This window comes from Rhodovastum atsumiense (assembly GCF_937425535.1).
Taxonomy (GTDB): domain Bacteria; phylum Pseudomonadota; class Alphaproteobacteria; order Acetobacterales; family Acetobacteraceae; genus Rhodovastum; species Rhodovastum atsumiense.
Genome location: NZ_OW485601.1, coordinates 5918406 through 5934600, shown reverse-complemented (window position 1 = coordinate 5934600; position 16195 = coordinate 5918406). Strand labels below are relative to the sequence as shown.

The following is a 16195-nucleotide window of genomic DNA, read 5'->3' as shown; positions in this document are numbered from 1 at the left end:
AATCTTGTGCAGGATGACGGACGCCTGCATGGATCCGCTTCCGCAATAGCACGTAGGTCGACGGTTTCGGGATTTCGCGGCCGGACGTGATGTCTTTTGCCGAGCAGGCCCGCAAACGCACATGCGGCCCGGCTTGCGCCGGACCGCATGTGATGGCCATCGAATTTCGGTTGCCGTACCCGGCAACCCGCCCGTGTCAGGCGGCGCGCTTCAGGACATCGGCCAGCTTGCCGAACAACTCGTCGATCTGCGGCTTTTCGATGATCAGGGGCGGCGACAGGGCGATGATGTCGCCGGTCGTGCGGATCAGCAGGCCGTGCTCGAAGGCATCGAGGAAGCAGGAGAAAGCCCGCTTGGTCGGATCCCCCGGGATCGGCTCGAGTTCGATGGCACCGATCAGGCCGAGATTGCGGATGTCGATCACATGCGGCAGGCCACGCAGCGAATGCAGCGCATCGGCCCAGTACTCCGCGAGCTCGGCGCCACGCGTGAGCAGCCCTTCCTCGGCATAGGTGTCGAGCGTGCCGATGCCGGCGGCGCAGGCGATCGGGTTGCCGGAGTAGGTGTAGCCGTGCCCGAACTCGATCATGTATTCGGGGCCGCTCATGAAGGCGTCATGAACCTTCCCCGTGACGAAGACGCCCCCCATGGGAACGACGCCGTTGGTCATGCCCTTGGCGATGGTGAAGAGGTCCGGCCTGACACCAAAATGATCGACCGCGAAGGGCGTGCCGAGCCGGCCGAATCCCGTGATGACTTCATCGAAGATCAGCAGGATGCCGTGTTTGTCGCAGATCGCGCGCAGCCGCTCGAGGTAGCCCTTCGGCGGAATCAGCACGCCGGTCGATCCCGCCATCGGCTCCACGATCACGGCGGCGATCGTGCTGGGATCATGCAGCGCGCACAGCCGCTCCAGTTCGTCGGCGAACTCGGCGCCATGCTCCGGCTGGCCGCGCGAGAACGCGTTGCGTGCCGGATCATGGGTGTGGCGGATATGGTCGACGCCGGGCAGCAACTGGCCGAACATCTTGCGGTTGCCGCCGATGCCGCCAACCGACATGCCACCGAAATTGACGCCGTGGTAGCCGCGCTCGCGGCCAATCAGGCGGGTACGCTGCGCCTCGCCGCGGATGCGGTGATAGGCCAGCGCCATCTTCAGCGCCGTGTCAGCGGATTCCGACCCGGAGTTGGTGAAGAAGACGTGGTCGAAGCCGTCCGGTGCGATGGCGACGAGACGGTTGGCGAACTCGAACGCCTTCGGATGCCCCATCTGGAAGGCCGGCGCGTAGTCGAGCTCGCCGGCCTGCCGACGGATCGCCTCGACGATCTTCGGCCGGTTGTGGCCGGCGTTGCAGCACCACAGCCCCGCGGTGCCGTCGAGCACGCTGCGCCCGTCATCGGTCCGGTAGTGCATGCGGTCGGCGGCGACGAACAGGCGCGGCGCCTTCTTGAACTGCCGGTTTGCCGTGAAGGGCATCCAGAAGGAGGCGAGGTCGTTGGGACGGGCAGGGATCTGCATGGAGAAGGGACCTTGCTTGTTCACTTCATCGTCGGCATGACGAATTCGGCGCCCGCGCGGATGCCGGTCGGCCAGCGCGTGGTGATGGTCTTCAGCCTGGTGTAGAAGCGCACGCCTTCCGGGCCGTGCATGTGATGGTCGCCGAACAGAGATGCCTTCCAGCCGCCGAAGGAATGGAAGGCCATCGGCACCGGGATCGGCACGTTGACGCCGACCATGCCGGCCTTGATCTCGTGGGCGAAGCTGCGCGCGGTGTCGCCGTCACGGGTGAAGATGGCGGTGCCGTTGCCATAGGCGTGCGCATTGATCATCGCCACCGCCGCCGCGTAGTCGGGGGCACGGACGATCGCGAGCACCGGGCCGAAGATCTCTTCCTGATAGATCGTCATCGCGGTGGTGACGTGATCGAACAGCGTCCCGCCGATGAAAAAGCCGTCCTCATGGCCCGGCACCCGCAGGCCGCGCCCGTCAACCAGCAGCGTCGCGCCTTCCGCGACACCGGCATCGACGTAGCCTTTGACTTTCTCGAAATGCGGGCGGGTCACCAGCGGTCCCATCTCGGCGGCGGGATCGGTGCCGGGGCCCACCTTCAGCGCCCGCACGCGCGGTTCCAGCCTGGCAATCAGGGCCTCCGCCGTTGCCTCGCCCACCGGCACCACCACCGAGACCGCCATGCAGCGCTCGCCAGCCGAGCCGTAGGCCGCGCCCATCAGCGCATCGACCGCCTGATCCAGATCGGCATCGGGCATGACGACCATGTGGTTCTTGGCGCCGCCGAGCGCCTGGGCGCGCTTGCCGGTCGCGGTCGCCGTTTCATAGACATAACGGGCGATCGGGGTCGATCCCACGAAGCTCACCGCCTGCACGTCTTGATCGAGCAGCAGCGCGTCGACCGCGACCTTGTCGCCCTGCACCACGTTGAAGACGCCATCCGGCAGCCCTGCCTCCTTCAGCCATTCGGCCAGCAGGATCGCCGCGGAGGGCACGCGCTCGGACGGCTTCAGCACGAAGGTATTGCCGCAGGCGAGCGCCACCGGGAACATCCACATCGGCACCATGGCCGGGAAGTTGAACGGCGTGATGCCGGCGACGACACCGAGCGGCTGGCGCAGCGAATGGCTGTCGACGCGGGTGCCGACATTCTCGGTCATTTCGCTCTTCAGCAACTGCGGTGCCGCGGTGGCGAATTCGACCACTTCAATGCCGCGCTGGATCTCGCCGAGCGCGTCGGAATGCACCTTGCCATGCTCGGCGCTGATGACCCGGGCGAGCTGGTCGGCGCGATCCTCGAGCAGGCGCAGGAACCGGTTGAGGATGCGGGCCCGGCGCAGCGGCGTGGTCTCCGCCCAGTCGGGGGCGGCCGCCGCCGCCGCCGCGACGGCGCCGCGCACCTCATCCGCCGAGGCCAACGCCACGGCACCGGTCTGCTGCCCGGTGGCCGGGTTGAACACGGAGGCGGTGCGGCCCGTTCCGGGAACACGGCGACCATTGATGAAATGCGGTATGCGCTCGACCATGGCCGATCCTTGATCCTGGGGGCCTGGGTGCGGCAGCCGTCGCAGGCCGGTTGTGGAACGCCGGATCCTTATATATCGTCTACCGCACATCAATTCGATAATCAGCACAAACGTTGTGCGCGAAATATATAATGGATTGGGATCACCTGCGTATCTTCCTCGCGGTGGCGCGGAGCGGGCAGATGCTGGCCGCCGCGGCGCGGCTGGGGCTCAACCACGCCACCGTGGCCCGGCGCCTCGACGCCCTGGAAGACTCCCTTGGCGTGCGCCTGTTCGACCGGCGGCCGGCCGGGTCGGTGCTGACGCAGGCAGGGGAGCAATTGCTGCCGACGGCCGAGCGCATCGAAACGGAAATCCTCGGCATCATCGAGACTTCCCACGAGAAGGCCAGCTCGGTCACAGGGACGGTCCGGATCGGCGCCCCCGATGGGCTCGGCAATTATTTCCTGGCTGTCGAGCTGGGAAAATTCACCCGGCTGCATCCCGGCCTCGTGGTGGAACTCGTGCCGCTGCCACGGACCTTCTCGCTGTCACGGCGTGAAGCGGATCTCGCCATCTGCCTCGACCCGCCGACGGAAGGGCGGCTGCTGGTGACGCGATTGAGCGACTATTCGCTCAGCGTCTACGCGGCCGGCAGCTATCTCGCCGCGAACGGAACGCCCATCGCCCCGGACGACCTTGCCGACCACGTCATCGTCACCGGGGTCGAGGACTACGCCTATGCCTCATCGCTCGATTACGCCATGGCGCTGGAGCGGCATGCGCGCCGCCTGTTCCGGTGCGCGAGCGTGGTGGGGCAGATGGAAGCCGTCAAGGCCGGGGTCGGCATCGGCATTCTGCACGACTTCGCCGCACGCGGTTCGGCCGGGCTGGTGCCAATCCTGCCCCAGCTCCGGTTTCGCCGCAGCTATCACCTGCTCGCCCATCCCGACACGCAGGCGCTGTTGCGCGTCGCGTCCTGTCGCGCGTTCCTCGCCCGACGCTTCAAGGAAGAACGCCTGCGCTTCCTGCCCGACTGAGGGCGGGGCGGACTTTCCGTGCGATATCGAACGTAATGATCAAGTTAATTTGACATCGATACGGATTTGTCCAGGCAATCCCAAAGCGTAAATCTTGTCCATGACGATCAACCAAAAATTGTCGCCGATGGCCCAGGATCTTGCCGAGGCCGCCCGGTTCCGGCAGTTGGCCAGGGACGCGGGCGATCCCTGGATCCGCGCGCTTCTGCTCGATCTCGCAGAAACCTACGAAGACGCGGCGCATGACCGCGAGGCACCGAACGGCGCCGCGTAGAATCCCGCGGGAATTCCGTCTCAGCCGCGTTCGGCGCGCTTGGCGTCCTGCCAGTGCGCTTCCATCTCGTCGAGCGTCGCATCGGCCGGCGTCCGCCCTGTCTCCGCCAGGCGCCGTTCCACCTCGCCGAAGCGGCGGGCGAATTTCAGGTTGGCTTCCCGCAGGCAGCGCTCGGGGTCGAGGCCGAGCTTGCGGGCGAGATTGGCCATCACGAACAGCAGGTCCCCCATCTCGTCGGTCAGCCGCGCCGGATCGGCGCCCGGCAGTTCGGCGCGCAATTCGGCCACTTCCTCGTCAAGCTTGGCCAGCACCGCCTCGGCATCGGGCCAGTCGAAGCCCACGCGGGCGGCGCGACGGGTCAGCTTCTCGGCGCGGGTGAGGGCAGGGAGCCCGAGCGGAATGCCGGCAAGCGTGCCGGTCTCGGCGCGGGCGGCGCGCTCGGCGCGCTTCTGTTCCTCCCAGGCGGCTTCCTGCATGCCCGCGGTCCGCGCGGCGGCCTCGCCGAAGACATGCGGGTGGCGGCGCACCATCTTGTCGGCGATGTGCCGTGCCACCTCGGCGAAATCGAAGCGGCCTTCCTCCTCGGCCATGCGGGCGTGGTAGACCACCTGGAACAGCAGGTCGCCCAGCTCGTCCGGCAGGGCGGCGAAGTCGCGGCGGGCGATCGCGTCGGCGACCTCGTAGGCTTCCTCGATCGTGTAGGGGGCGATCGAGGCGAAATCCTGCGCGACATCCCAGGGACAGCCGCTGGCGCGGTCGCGCAGGGCGACCATGATGTCGAGCAATCGGCGCAGTTCGGTTTCGGCGGTCACGCGCACTCTCCGGGGCAGGGCATTCTCGGCGCAGACATAACCCCCTGGCGGGGGCTGTCCCAGCCCGCGGTGATACCCATCTTCCCGTGCTCCCATGCCAACCCGGCATCCCTCCCAGCTTCCCGCAGGGTTGAGTCCGCCCCCGGCTTCGGGTCACATGCCGCAAAATCCGCCGCAAATTTCGCCAGGAGCAAGCCGCATGCCCGCCTACCGTTCCCGCACCACCACTCACGGCCGCAACATGGCCGGCGCCCGCGGCCTGTGGCGCGCGACCGGGATGAAGGAAGGCGATTTCGGCAAGCCCATCATCGCCATCGCCAATTCCTTCACCCAGTTCGTCCCCGGCCACGTCCACCTGCACAATCTCGGCCAGCTGGTTGCGCGCGAGATCGAGGCGGCGGGCGGCGTCGCCAAGGAATTCAACACCATCGCCGTCGATGACGGCATCGCCATGGGCCATGAGGGCATGCTCTACAGCCTGCCCTCGCGCGAGCTGATCGCGGATGCCGTCGAGTACATGGTCAACGCCCATTGCGCCGACGCGCTGGTCTGCATCTCCAACTGCGACAAGATCACGCCGGGCATGCTGATGGCGTCGCTGCGCCTCAACATCCCCACGGTCTTCGTCTCCGGCGGCCCGATGGAGGCCGGCAAGGTGGTGCTGAAGGGCCGGCAGCGCGCCGTCGACCTGATCGACGCCATGGTGGTCGCCGCCGATGCCTCGGTCACCGACGCCGAGGTCGAGGCGGTCGAGCGCTCGGCCTGTCCGACCTGCGGCTCCTGCTCGGGCATGTTCACCGCGAATTCCATGAACTGCCTGACCGAGGCGCTCGGACTGGCGCTTCCCGGCAATGGCACCACGCTGGCCAGCCACGCCGACCGCCGCAAGCTGTTCGTGGAAGCCGGCCACCTGATCGTCGACCTCGCCCAGCGTTGGTACGAGCGGGACGACGCCTCCGTGCTGCCGCGCAACATCGCCAGCTTCGCCGCCTTCGAGAACGCCATGACGCTGGACATCGCCATGGGCGGCTCGACCAACACCGTGCTGCATCTGCTCGCCGCGGCGCAGGAAGCCGGTGTGCCTTTCGGCATGGCCGATATCGACCGCCTCTCGCGCCGCGTCCCGGTGCTGTGCAAGGTCGCCCCCGCCGTCGCCGACGTGCATGTCGAGGACGTGCACCACGCCGGCGGCATCTTCGGCATCCTCGGCGAGCTCGACCGCGCCGGGCTGGTCAACCGCGACACCGCCACCGTGCACAGCCGCACCCTGGCCGAGGCACTGGACCGCTGGGACGTGCGCCGCACCGAGGCCGCCTCGGTGCACGAACTCTTCCGCGCCGCCCCGGGCGGAATCCCCAGCACCGAGCCGTTCAACCAGTCCGCCCGCTGGCCGGAGGTCGACATTGACCGTGAGAAGGGCGTGATCCGTGACGCCGCCCATGCCTTTTCCAAGGATGGCGGGCTCGCGGTGCTGACCGGCAACATCGCCGAGGAAGGCTGCGTGGTGAAGACCGCCGGGGTCGACGCCTCGATCCTGCGCTTCTCCGGCCCCGCCCGCATCTTCGAAAGCCAGGACGCCGCGGTCGCCGGGATCCTCGGCGGCGTGGTGCAGGCCGGCGACGTGGTGCTGATCCGCTACGAAGGCCCCAAGGGCGGGCCGGGCATGCAGGAGATGCTGTACCCGACCAGCTACCTGAAATCGAAGGGGCTCGGGAAGGCTTGCGCCCTCATCACCGACGGACGCTTCTCCGGCGGCACCTCGGGGTTGTCGATCGGCCATGTCTCGCCCGAGGCGGCCGAAGGCGGTACCATCGGGCTGGTGGAGGAAGGCGACACGATCGAGATCGACATCCCCGCCCGCTCGATCCGGCTCGCCGTGCCGGACGCCGAGATCGCCCGCCGCCGTGCCGCGATGGAAGCCCGGGCGGAACCCTGGCAGCCGGTCGGGCGTGATCGGAAGGTGTCGGCGGCGCTGCAGGCTTACGCGGCGCTGACCACCAGCGCGGCGCGTGGCGCGGTGCGGGACGTGGCGCAGCTCAAGCGGCGTTAAGGGAAGGCGAGGGCTCTGCCCTCGACCCGGCAGGGGCCACAAGGCCCCTGCACCCCATTCGCGCTGCGCGGCAAATCATGGGTTCCAAGGGCCTGTGGCCCTTGGTGGAGGTCCAGGAGGCGAAGCCTCCTGGCAGGGCCGGGGCAGCGCCCCGGATCAGGCGACCGTGGCCACCGGTTTCAGCCGATCCGCGAACGTCTCCCGGAACTTGAGCACCTTCGGCGCCACCACCACCTGGCAATAGCCGGTCCAGGGATTGCGGGCGAAGTAATCCTGATGGTGGGCCTCGCCCGGCCAGAAATGGTCGAGCGGCTTGAGTTCCGTCACCAGCGGCGCCGGCCAGATGCCGGCCTCGTTGATTTCCCGGATGATTTTCCGGGCGGTGGCCTGCTGGGTCTCGTCATGGGCCAGGATGATCGAGCGGTATTGCGGCCCGACGTCGTTGCCCTGCCGGTCCTTGGTGGTGGGGTCATGGATGGTGAAGAACACCCGCAGCAGGTCTTCGTAGCTGATCTGGGCGGGATCGTAGCTGATCTGCACCACCTCGGCGTGGCCGGTCTGCTTGCCGCAGACCTGTTCATAGGTCGGGTTCGCCACGTGTCCGCCGGCATAGCCGGAGACCACTTTCCGCACCCCGCGCAACCCCACGTAGATGGCTTCCAGGCACCAGAAGCACCCGCCCCCGAGGGTCGCGAGCTCTGTCTTCGTCGGTTCTTCTGCCATGGCTTTCCTCCGCGTCGTTACCTAACGTTGGGTTTGGGCGCCCGCATGTCCAGCGCTCGCCAAGGGATGACCGATGACGCCGGCAATCGTGACACGGATGCGGGAGCGGCCGGAGGGACGGGTGGCGCGGATCACGCTTGCCCAGTCCGGCCCGTTGAATGTGCTGGGCCTGGGGCTGATGGAGGACCTCGCCGCGGCGTTGCGGGATCTGGCGGGGGACGAGGCGTTGCGGGCGGTGGTGCTGGCCGGGGAGGGCGCGCGCGCCTTCATCGGCGGCGCCGATCTTGCCGAGCTGGCGGAAGCTGACCGGGCCATGGCGCAGGATTTCGCTGTCCGGTTGCAGGGGGTGTGTCAGGCGATCCGGACCTTGCCGGTGCCGGTGATTGCGCGGCTGCAGGGCTGGACGATCGGGGCGGGGCTGGAACTCGCCTGTGCCTGTGACCTGCGCATTGCCGCCAGTGGCGCGCTGTTCGCCATGCCGGAACTGCGCATGGGCCTGCCTTGCGTGACCGGGGCGGCGCTGCTGCCCGGGCTGATCGGCTGGGGGCGCACGCGGCGCCTGCTGCTCACCGGCGAGCCGATCGATGCCGCCACCGCGCTGGCCTGGGGGCTGGTGGAGGAGGTGGTGGAGGAAGCCGAACTGGAACGGGCGCTGGAGCGGCTGGTCGGCGAGATCCTGGCCGGCGCGCCCGGGGCGGTGCGCCGGCAGAAGGCGCTGATGCGGCAATGGGAGGACCTGCTGCCGGCGGAGCGGGCCGCCCCCGGCCTTGCGGCCTTTGCCGCGTGCTGGGACGGCCCAGAGCCCCGACAGCGCCTGCGCGCCGTCCTGGCCGGCGCTCAGGACGCCGCGGCGCGGGTGAGGACGTCGCGGTAGCCGAACAGCCCGGCCTGGCCGCCGGTGTGCACGAACACGATATTTTCGTCGCGGCCGAACGCGCCCTTGCGGATCAGGTCGATCAGCCCGGCCATGCCCTTCCCGGAATAGACGGGGTCGAGCAGGATGCCTTCCAGGCGGGCCAGCAGGCGCACCGCCTCGGCCATGCCCTCGGTCGGGATGCCGTAGCCGGCGCCGACATAGTCGCAATTGGCCTCGACCGCCGCGCGCGGCACGCCGCCCTTCACCCCTAGCCGTTCCGCCGTCGCCTCGGCGAGCCGGTGCACATTGGCTTCCTGCCTGTCCTTGGGCGCGCGCACGCCGATGCCCAGCACGCCGATGCCGGCGTTCAGCCCCGTGAACCCGGCGACCAGCCCGGCCTGGGTGCCGGCGCTGCCGGTGGCATGCACCACCCGGTCGATGCGCAGGCCCTGCTCGTTGGCCTGGGCCAGCAATTCCAGCGCCACATTGGCGTAGCCGAGCGCGCCGGTGGCGTTGGAACCACCGCCGGGGATCAGGTAGGGCCTGGCGCCCTGGTCACGCAGCCGGGCGCCCAGTTCCTCGATCGCCGCCTGCATGTCGGTTCCGGCGGGGCGATAATCGATGTCGAGCCCCAGCACCCGGTCGAGCAGCACGTTGCCGCTGTCGGTATAGTCGGTGTCCGGGGTCTCCACCCGGTGTTCCAGCAGCGCCGAGCATTTCAGGCCGAATTTCGCCGCCGCCGCGGCGGTCTGGCGGACGTGGTTGGACTGCACCGCGCCCTGCGTCACCAGGTGATCCGCACCCGCCGCCAGGGCCTCGCCGACCAGGAATTCCAGCTTGCGGTTCTTGTTGCCGCCGGTGGCGAGCCCCGTGCAGTCGTCGCGCTTGATCCAGAGCTGCGGCCCGCCGAGGTGGCGCGTCAGGTTCGGCAGGAATTCGAGCGGGGTAGGGGCGTGGCAGATTTTTACGCGCGGAAATCGGGAAAAATGCATGGAACCACGAATCCGTATCGGGGCAAGGGAGCGTGACTGTCACAGAGGCGCGGCGGCAAGGCAATCCGCGATCCCGCCCTGGCTTGCGGACGTTGAAGGACGCGCCATCTCCGGGGCACAGTGCTGCCGTCCGACTCTTTCCTCGCGGCGGAGCCGACGGACAAGGCATAGGGGGACCAGATGCTGATCCGCAGCCGTCGGGGCTGGGAAATTCCCGAGACGCAGGTGACTCCCGAGGCGATCGTGACCCGGCGGCGGGCGCTGCTGGGCACGGCGGGGCTGGCCGCCGCCACCATCGCCACCCCCGCCCAGGCCGGCTGGGGCCTGTTCGGCGGCAGTGCCCCGCCGCCGCCACGCAAGCCGCTAGTGGCCCCCGCCAACCCGGCATACCAGGGCGGCCGGCCGCTCACGCCCGAAGCGGATGCCACGAGCTACAACAATTTCTACGAATTCGGCGGCTCCAAGTCGGTCGCCCGCGCGGCACAGGCCCTGCCGGCCGAGCCCTGGACGATCGAGCTCGCCGGGCTGGTGGCAAGGCCGCGCAAGCTGGCGCTTGAGGACCTGCTGAAGCAGGTATCGTTGCAGGAGCGGGTCTATCGCCATCGCTGCGTCGAGGCCTGGGCGATGACCGTGCCCTGGGTGGGCTTCCCGCTCGCCGAACTGGTGAAGCTGGCCGAGCCGCGACCCGAGGCGCAATATCTGGTGTTCACCAGCCTTGCCGATCCGGCGACGATGCCGGGATTGCGGCAGAGCTGGTATCCCTGGCCCTATACCGAGGGCTGCACCCTCGCGGAGGCGACCAACGACCTGGCCTTCCTCGCCGTCGGGATGTACGGAAAGGTGATCCCGCCGCAGAACGGCGCGCCTGTCCGGTTGACGCTGCCATGGAAGTACGGGTTCAAGTCGGCCAAGTCGATCGTGCGGGTGGAATTCACCACCCGGCGGCCAGTGAGCTTCTGGGAGCGACTGCAGGACAGCGAGTATGGCTTCTGGGCCAACGTCAACCCCGACGTGGCGCATCCCCGCTGGAGCCAGGCCCGGGAGCGCCTGCTTGGAACGGATGAGATGGTACCAACGCGGATCTGGAACGGGTACGGGGAATTCGTGGCAGGGCTTTACACCAATCTCGAAAACGAGCGGTTGTTCGTGTAATGACTGTGCGCGTCCTGGCGGTGATTGCCGCTATTCTGCTGGTGGTTGCGTTCGCGCTCGCCAGCCTGCTGCCGCCGATGCTGCCGCTGGCCCAGGCGATCTCGATCGCCAACCATGGCTGGCTGGTGAGCTTGCAGAATGCCGTGCGTGACGGCGTTTCGGAATGGGTGTGGCTGCATCTGTTCATGCCGTTGCTGCTGCGCCCGGCCTGGCTGACGCCGGCGGCGCTCGGCATGCTGGCGGGGGGGGCGGCGCTGACGCTGCAATCCCATCGGGATGCGCCGCGCTCGCACCGCCACCGCGGGTGATCCAGGCGAACGATCAGGGCATGAGGCTGCCGGCCAGCCGGCGCAGGTCAGGGGTCTGCACGGTCCGCCAATAGGCCACCGTGCAGGCCAGGGTCGGCGGCAGGCTGGGGAAGTGATGGTGGATATAGGCGTCGGCGAACAGCCCCGTGGGCGCCGCGCCTTTCAGCGTGCCGAGCAGGGATTGCAGGCGCGGGTTGTCGCCCGCGACGCGGTCGATCTGTGCGTCGGCCAGCGCCTTCACCCGGTGTTCGAAGGCGGCGCAACTGGTCTCGCTGTCCTCGGCATAGGGGGGATAGAGAAACGCCACCGAAACGGCGACCACGATCAGAAGCAGCAGAAGTTTCATGGTGGGGCAGTCTAGCCGCCGCCATTTCCGTATGAAACCGCAAAGACCGCCGGCCGCCATCCCGCCGCCTGATCGTAGCGGCGGGAACAAACCCCGGAGCCGCCGCGTTCGCGCTGCCTGAACGGGCGGAGAGAGCGCAGCCATGGCGGAACGGGTCCTGGTCACCGGTGGGGCTGGTTTCATCGGTGGCCATCTCGTTCGGGCATTGCTGGCCCGCGGTGAGCGCGTGCGCGTCCTCGACAGCCTGATCGAGCAGGTGCACGGCCAGGGGAGCGCCCAACGCCTGCCGGACGATGTCGAACTGGTCCGCGCCGACGTGCGCGACGGCGCCGCCGTACGCACGGCGCTCGCCGGCGTCGACAAGGTCGTGCATCTCGCCGCCGAGGTCGGCGTCGGCCAGAGCATGTATGCGATCGACCGCTATGTCTCGGTCAACGATGTCGGCACCGCCGTGCTGTTCCAGGCGCTGACCGAGCGGCCGGTGGCGCGCGTGGTGGTGGCGTCCTCGATGAGCATCTATGGCGAGGGCCTGTATCGCGACATCGCGGGCCGGCTGGTCGAGGATGCCACCCGCGACGGTGGCGCGTCGTGGGACCCGGTGGACGCGCAGGGGCACCGGCTGGTGCCGGTGGCCACGCCGGAATGGAAGCAGCCCTCGCTCGCCTCGGTCTATGCGCTGACCAAGTTTGCCCAGGAGCGGCTGACGCTGACGGTGGCGCCGGCCTATGGCATGCAGGGCGTGGCGTTGCGCCTGTTCAACGTCTACGGCCCCGGGCAGGCGCTGTCGAACCCCTATACCGGCGTGCTGGCGATCTTCGCCGCGCGGCTGCGCAACGGCCAGCGCCCCATGGTGTTCGAGGACGGTGCGCAGCTTCGCGATTTCGTGCATGTCGCCGATGTCGCCCGCGCCTTCCTCGCCGCCCTCGACCTGCCCGCCGCGGCGGGCCGGGTGTTCAACATCGGCAGCGGCTGCTCGGTCAGCATCGCCGACGTGGCGCGGCGCTTCGCCGCCGCCATGGGCCGCGAGCGGCTGGCCCCGGAGATCACCTTCCAGGCCCGTACCGGCGATATTCGCCATTGCTTCGCCGATATCACGCTGGCGCGCGAAAGACTGGGCTTCACGCCGCAACAGGATTTCGACGCCAGCCTGGCGGAGCTGGCCGCCTGGGTGGAGCGCCGGCACGCCGTCGACCTGGTGGCCCAGGCGCGACGCGAACTGGAAGCGCGGGGGCTGGTCGCGTGATGGCGCCGCGGCGGCCGGTGCTGGTGACCGGGGGCGCCGGGTTCATCGGCTGCAACCTCGTCGACCGGCTCGCCGCCGGGGGCCATGACGTGCTGGTGCTGGACAGCCTCGCCCGGGTCGGTGCCGAGTCCAACCTCGACTGGCTGCGCTGCCGCCACCCGCGCCGCATCTCCGTTGCCATCGCCGATATCCGCGATGCGGACGCGCTGGCGCAGACGACCCACGACGCCGTGGCGGTGTTCCATCTCGCCGCCCAGGTCGCAGTCACCACCAGCCTGGCCGCTCCGTTCGAGGATTTCGCCGTCAACGCGCTCGGCACCGTCACGTTGCTGGAAGCGCTGCGCCGGCGCGCGGAGAAGGTGCCGCTGATCCTGGCCAGCACCAACAAGGTCTATGGCGATCTTTCCGACATCACGCTGGCGCTCGAGGACGATGCCTGGCGTCCGGTCGATCCGCGGCTGCGTCGCGGCATCGATGAAAGCCGGCCGGTATCGTTCCACACGCCGTACGGCTGCTCGAAGGGTGCGGCGGACCAGTACGTGCTGGACTGGGCGCGCAGCTTCGGCATCCCGACCACGGTGCTGCGCATGAGCTGCATCTACGGCACCCGCCAGCACGGCACCGAGGACCAGGGCTGGGTCGCGCATTTCCTGTTGCGCGCGCGCGCGGGCGAGCCGGTCACCCTCTACGGCGACGGGCGCCAGGTGCGCGACGTGCTGTACATCGACGACGCGGTGGCGGCCTATCTGGCGGCCTGGCGGCGCATCGGCAGCGTCGCCGGCCGGGCTTTCAACCTCGGCGGCGGTCCGGCCAATGCCGTCAGCCTGCGGCAGATGCTCGCCGCCATTGCCCGCCTGACCGGACGGCCGGTCGTGTCGCGCTTCGCCCCGTGGCGGCCGGGCGACCAGCGCTGGTTCGTCACCGACACCACGCGGGTGACGGCGGCGCTCGATTTGCCGCAGCCATTGCCCTGGCAGCAGGGGCTCGCCCGGCTGGCGGATGCCTTCGCCGCGGAGGGGAGGGCGGCGGCGTGAGGGTCACCCTGGTCAATCCGGCCTGGGATTTCGCCGGCAGCATCTATTTCGGCTGCCGCGAGCCGCATCTGCCGCTCGAACTGGGCTACGCCGCGGCGCTGCTGCGCAGGCGCGGGCACGAGGTGTGCCTGCTCGACGGCCGGCTCGATGGCTGCGGCAACGCGGCGCTGGCCGATGCGGTGGCCGATTTCGGCGCCGACATGACGGTGGTGACCACCGCGCCCACCTACCTGTTCTGGCGCTGCCCGCCGCCGGAGCTGCGCATTCCCCGCGCCTTCCTGGCCTGCCTCGGCGCGCGCGGCGGATGCACCGTCGCGGTCGGGCCGCACGGCTCGGCGACCCCTGGGGCGGTGCTGCGCAAGCTTGGCGTGGACGTGGTGGTGCGCGGCGAATGCGAGGAGGTGGTGGCTGCCCTTGCCGACGGGACGACGGCGGCCGGCACGGCGGTGCTGCGCGCGGGCGAGGCGGTGCTGCATGGCCCGCCGGCCGCCGCACGCTTCACCGATGCGGCGCCGCTGCGCTGGCCGGAGGCCTGGATCCAGCGGCACCTGCATCACCACCATCGCTTCGAAGGTCCGCCCCGGGGCGCCGGAGCCGAAGTTGAAGCAAGCCGCGGATGTCCTTATTCTTGCAGCTTTTGTGCCAAGACTGACTATCGCGATCGTTACCGACGCCGCGATCTCGGGCTGCTAGTGCAGGAGATCGACATCCTTCAGCGTCAGGGAGTGAACTATATTTACTTCATTGACGAGATATTTCTACCTTGGCGTGAATTATTGGTCGAGCTCGCGGCGCGCCGTCTGGTTTTCGGCGTGCAGACCCGCATCGACCTATGGAAGCCCGAGATGATCGAGCTGCTCGGGCAAGCCGGCTGCGTGTCCATCGAGGCCGGGGTGGAGAGCCTGACCGAGGCAGGCCGCGCGGCGCTCGACAAGGCGTGCCGGATGGATACCGACGCCCTGGCCGGGCGGCTGATCCTGGCGCGCCGCCACGTGCCCTTCGTGCAGGCCAACCTGATCGCGACCGAGGCCGACGATCCGGCGCTGGTCGCCGCCTGGCGGGCGAAGGTGCAGCGGGAAGGCGTCTGGGCCAACGACCCGGTGCCGCTCTATCCCTATCCCAGCTCGCCTGATTACCGCCGCCTGTTCGGCGCGCCCGACGATGCCGCCTGGGAACGTGCCCACGGCCATTATCTCGATCGCGTCACCCGGTTCTCCGACATCCAGGACGGGACGCCACGCCCGCTCGCCGAGCTGGAGGCGGCGTGCGGGAGGTGAGGCGCACCCTGCTGACCGGCGACGCCGTGGGCGGCGTGTGGCGCTATGCCCTGGTGCTGGCGCAGGGGCTGGCCGAGCGTGGCGTCGAAACCATGCTGGCCGTGCTTGGCCCGCCGCCCTCGCCGCAGCAGATGGACGAGGCCGCCGCCGTGCCCGGGCTGCGCGTGGTGCCGACCGGGTTGCCGCTCGACTGGACCGCCGTGAGCGAGGCGGAGCTGCGTGAGACCGGGGCGGCGCTGGCGGGCATGGCGCGGCGTGCCGGCGTCGACAGCGTGCATCTGCACACGCCGGCGCTGGCGGCCGAGGTGCCATGGTCGGTGCCGGTGGTGGCGGTGGCGCATTCCTGCGTCGGCACCTGGTGGCGCGCGGTGCGCGGCGGCCCGATGCCGGCCGACCTGGCCTGGCGCGCCGCCGCGGTCGGCCGCGGCCTCGCCGAAGCCGACATGGCCATGGCGCCAACCCGCAGCTTCGCCCTGGCACTCGGGCGGGAGTACCGGCCCGGCCGGCGCATCACGGTGATTCATAACGGCACCGAGCCACCCACCCCGCCGCCGGCGGAACGCTGCGCGGCGGTGCTCTCGGCCGGGCGGCTATGGGACGAAGGCAAGAACTTCGCCGCGCTCGACCGGGTGGCCGGACAGGTCGATTTCCCCATCCTGGCGGCGGGGCCGCTGGTGGGTCCGACCGGGGCGCGGTTCACGCCGGCGCATCTGCACTGGCTCGGCGTGCTGCCGCAGGCCACGCTGGCGCATGCGATGGCCCAGGCGACGGTGTTCTGCGCCCCGTCGCGCTACGAGCCGTTCGGGCTGGCGGTGCTGGAAGCGGCGCAATCCGGCATGGCGCTGGCGCTCGCCGACATCCCGGTGTTCCGCGAGCTGTGGGACGGCGCGGCGCTGTTCTTCCATCCCGACGACGATGCGGGGCTCGCCGAGGTGCTGGACCGGCTGATCGGGCGGCCGGAGAACGTGGCGATCCGGGCGCGCGAGCGGGCGACCCGGTACCGCGCCGACACCATGGTCGAGGCGGTGCTGGCGGCGCATCGCGACCTGGTCGCCATGCGGGTGAGCTGACCG

General features: G+C 69.4%; 16 protein-coding genes. 10 read left to right on the top strand and 6 right to left on the bottom strand.

From position 1 onward, the window contains the following. Nucleotides 1-196 precede the first annotated feature (196 nt). Complete coding sequence (locus tag NBY65_RS26725; RefSeq protein ID WP_150043008.1) at nt 197-1519, bottom strand: aspartate aminotransferase family protein; 1323 nt, start codon at nt 1517-1519, stop codon at nt 197-199. A 20-nt stretch (nt 1520-1539) separates the two neighbouring features. Further along, nucleotides 1540-3036: a CoA-acylating methylmalonate-semialdehyde dehydrogenase gene (locus NBY65_RS26720; RefSeq protein WP_150043007.1), complete on the bottom strand. Its 1497-nt coding sequence runs from the start codon at nt 3034-3036 to the stop codon at nt 1540-1542. A gap of 131 nt (nt 3037-3167) precedes the next feature. On the opposite strand from NBY65_RS26720, the gene NBY65_RS26715 reads away from it, so the two are divergent. After that, nucleotides 3168-4055, top strand: a complete 888-nt coding sequence (locus NBY65_RS26715; RefSeq protein ID WP_150043006.1) for a LysR family transcriptional regulator — start codon at nt 3168-3170, stop codon at nt 4053-4055. A gap of 100 nt (nt 4056-4155) precedes the next feature. After that, on the top strand, nt 4156-4329 hold the full coding sequence (locus tag NBY65_RS26710; RefSeq protein WP_162530730.1) for a hypothetical protein: 174 nt from the start codon (nt 4156-4158) through the stop codon (nt 4327-4329). 20 nt (nt 4330-4349) lie between these two features. On the opposite strand, the gene mazG is transcribed toward NBY65_RS26710, so the two are convergent. Beyond that, a complete protein-coding gene (gene mazG, locus NBY65_RS26705) occupies nt 4350-5141 on the bottom strand; it encodes a nucleoside triphosphate pyrophosphohydrolase (protein WP_275266324.1) in 792 nt (263 codons plus the stop codon). A gap of 199 nt (nt 5142-5340) precedes the next feature. Here mazG and ilvD point away from each other — a divergent pair, with 199 nt between their 5' ends. Continuing rightward, nucleotides 5341-7191: a dihydroxy-acid dehydratase gene (ilvD, locus tag NBY65_RS26700; protein WP_150043004.1), complete on the top strand. Its 1851-nt coding sequence runs from the start codon at nt 5341-5343 to the stop codon at nt 7189-7191. Nucleotides 7192-7347: 156 nt separating this feature from the next. On the opposite strand, the gene msrA is transcribed toward ilvD, so the two are convergent. Next, the gene (gene msrA, locus NBY65_RS26695) at nt 7348-7914 is read right to left on the bottom strand and encodes a peptide-methionine (S)-S-oxide reductase MsrA (protein ID WP_150043003.1); all 567 of its coding nucleotides are present in this window, start codon (nt 7912-7914) and stop codon (nt 7348-7350) included. 73 nt (nt 7915-7987) lie between these two features. Here msrA and NBY65_RS26690 point away from each other — a divergent pair, with 73 nt between their 5' ends. Next, nucleotides 7988-8788 carry an enoyl-CoA hydratase-related protein gene (locus NBY65_RS26690; RefSeq protein ID WP_150043002.1) on the top strand — a complete coding sequence of 267 codons (801 nt, stop codon included), beginning with the start codon at nt 7988-7990 and terminating at the stop codon, nt 8786-8788. Here the strand turns inward: NBY65_RS26690 and cuyA are convergent. Next, a complete protein-coding gene (cuyA, locus tag NBY65_RS26685) occupies nt 8752-9762 on the bottom strand; it encodes a D-cysteate sulfo-lyase (RefSeq protein ID WP_150043001.1) in 1011 nt (336 codons plus the stop codon). The two genes, NBY65_RS26690 and cuyA, sit on opposite strands and share 37 nt — an antisense overlap. A 180-nt stretch (nt 9763-9942) precedes the next feature. On the opposite strand from cuyA, the gene msrP reads away from it, so the two are divergent. Both msrP and NBY65_RS26675 read left to right on the top strand, forming a co-directional pair. Next, nucleotides 9943-10914 (top strand): protein-methionine-sulfoxide reductase catalytic subunit MsrP, encoded by a 972-nt coding sequence (gene msrP, locus NBY65_RS26680; protein ID WP_150043000.1) that lies wholly within the window; start codon nt 9943-9945, stop codon nt 10912-10914. Beyond that, nucleotides 10914-11222 carry a hypothetical protein gene (locus NBY65_RS26675; RefSeq protein WP_150042999.1) on the top strand — a complete coding sequence of 103 codons (309 nt, stop codon included), beginning with the start codon at nt 10914-10916 and terminating at the stop codon, nt 11220-11222. The genes msrP and NBY65_RS26675 overlap by 1 nt, the downstream gene beginning before the upstream one ends. Before the next feature lie 13 nt (nt 11223-11235). Here NBY65_RS26675 and NBY65_RS26670 read toward each other — a convergent pair whose 3' ends face one another. Then, complete coding sequence (locus tag NBY65_RS26670; protein ID WP_150042998.1) at nt 11236-11568, bottom strand: hypothetical protein; 333 nt, start codon at nt 11566-11568, stop codon at nt 11236-11238. Between the two features lie 142 nt (nt 11569-11710). Between NBY65_RS26670 and NBY65_RS26665 the strand changes: the two genes are divergently transcribed. The 4 genes from NBY65_RS26665 to NBY65_RS26650 are packed head-to-tail and all read left to right on the top strand — an operon-like array spanning nt 11711 to nt 16192. Continuing rightward, complete coding sequence (locus NBY65_RS26665; protein ID WP_150042997.1) at nt 11711-12811, top strand: NAD-dependent epimerase/dehydratase family protein; 1101 nt, start codon at nt 11711-11713, stop codon at nt 12809-12811. After that, nucleotides 12811-13845, top strand: coding sequence for an NAD-dependent epimerase/dehydratase family protein (locus NBY65_RS26660; protein ID WP_150043020.1), 1035 nt, complete (start codon nt 12811-12813; stop codon nt 13843-13845). Before NBY65_RS26665 ends, NBY65_RS26660 begins: the two co-directional genes overlap by 1 nt. After that, nucleotides 13842-15122, top strand: a complete 1281-nt coding sequence (locus tag NBY65_RS26655; RefSeq protein WP_150042996.1) for a TIGR04295 family B12-binding domain-containing radical SAM protein — start codon at nt 13842-13844, stop codon at nt 15120-15122. The genes NBY65_RS26660 and NBY65_RS26655 overlap by 4 nt, the downstream gene beginning before the upstream one ends. After that, nucleotides 15110-16192: a glycosyltransferase family 4 protein gene (locus tag NBY65_RS26650; protein ID WP_150042995.1), complete on the top strand. Its 1083-nt coding sequence runs from the start codon at nt 15110-15112 to the stop codon at nt 16190-16192. Before NBY65_RS26655 ends, NBY65_RS26650 begins: the two co-directional genes overlap by 13 nt. Nucleotides 16193-16195 lie beyond the last annotated feature (3 nt).

What these genes read in the sequence shown, in the direction of transcription:
- NBY65_RS26725 (WP_150043008.1), bottom strand. Translation starts at nt 1,519, where the DNA reads ATGCAGATCCCTGCCCGTCCCAACGACCTCGCCTCCTTCTGGATGCCC.
- NBY65_RS26720 (WP_150043007.1), bottom strand. Translation starts at nt 3,036, where the DNA reads ATGGTCGAGCGCATACCGCATTTCATCAATGGTCGCCGTGTTCCCGGA.
- NBY65_RS26715 (WP_150043006.1), top strand. Translation starts at nt 3,168, where the DNA reads ATGGATTGGGATCACCTGCGTATCTTCCTCGCGGTGGCGCGGAGCGGG.
- NBY65_RS26710 (WP_162530730.1), top strand. Translation starts at nt 4,156, where the DNA reads ATGACGATCAACCAAAAATTGTCGCCGATGGCCCAGGATCTTGCCGAG.
- ilvD (WP_150043004.1), top strand. Translation starts at nt 5,341, where the DNA reads ATGCCCGCCTACCGTTCCCGCACCACCACTCACGGCCGCAACATGGCC.
- msrA (WP_150043003.1), bottom strand. Translation starts at nt 7,914, where the DNA reads ATGGCAGAAGAACCGACGAAGACAGAGCTCGCGACCCTCGGGGGCGGG.
- NBY65_RS26690 (WP_150043002.1), top strand. Translation starts at nt 7,988, where the DNA reads ATGACGCCGGCAATCGTGACACGGATGCGGGAGCGGCCGGAGGGACGG.
- cuyA (WP_150043001.1), bottom strand. Translation starts at nt 9,762, where the DNA reads ATGCATTTTTCCCGATTTCCGCGCGTAAAAATCTGCCACGCCCCTACC.
- msrP (WP_150043000.1), top strand. Translation starts at nt 9,943, where the DNA reads ATGCTGATCCGCAGCCGTCGGGGCTGGGAAATTCCCGAGACGCAGGTG.
- NBY65_RS26675 (WP_150042999.1), top strand. Translation starts at nt 10,914, where the DNA reads ATGACTGTGCGCGTCCTGGCGGTGATTGCCGCTATTCTGCTGGTGGTT.
- NBY65_RS26670 (WP_150042998.1), bottom strand. Translation starts at nt 11,568, where the DNA reads ATGAAACTTCTGCTGCTTCTGATCGTGGTCGCCGTTTCGGTGGCGTTT.
- NBY65_RS26665 (WP_150042997.1), top strand. Translation starts at nt 11,711, where the DNA reads ATGGCGGAACGGGTCCTGGTCACCGGTGGGGCTGGTTTCATCGGTGGC.
- NBY65_RS26660 (WP_150043020.1), top strand. Translation starts at nt 12,811, where the DNA reads ATGGCGCCGCGGCGGCCGGTGCTGGTGACCGGGGGCGCCGGGTTCATC.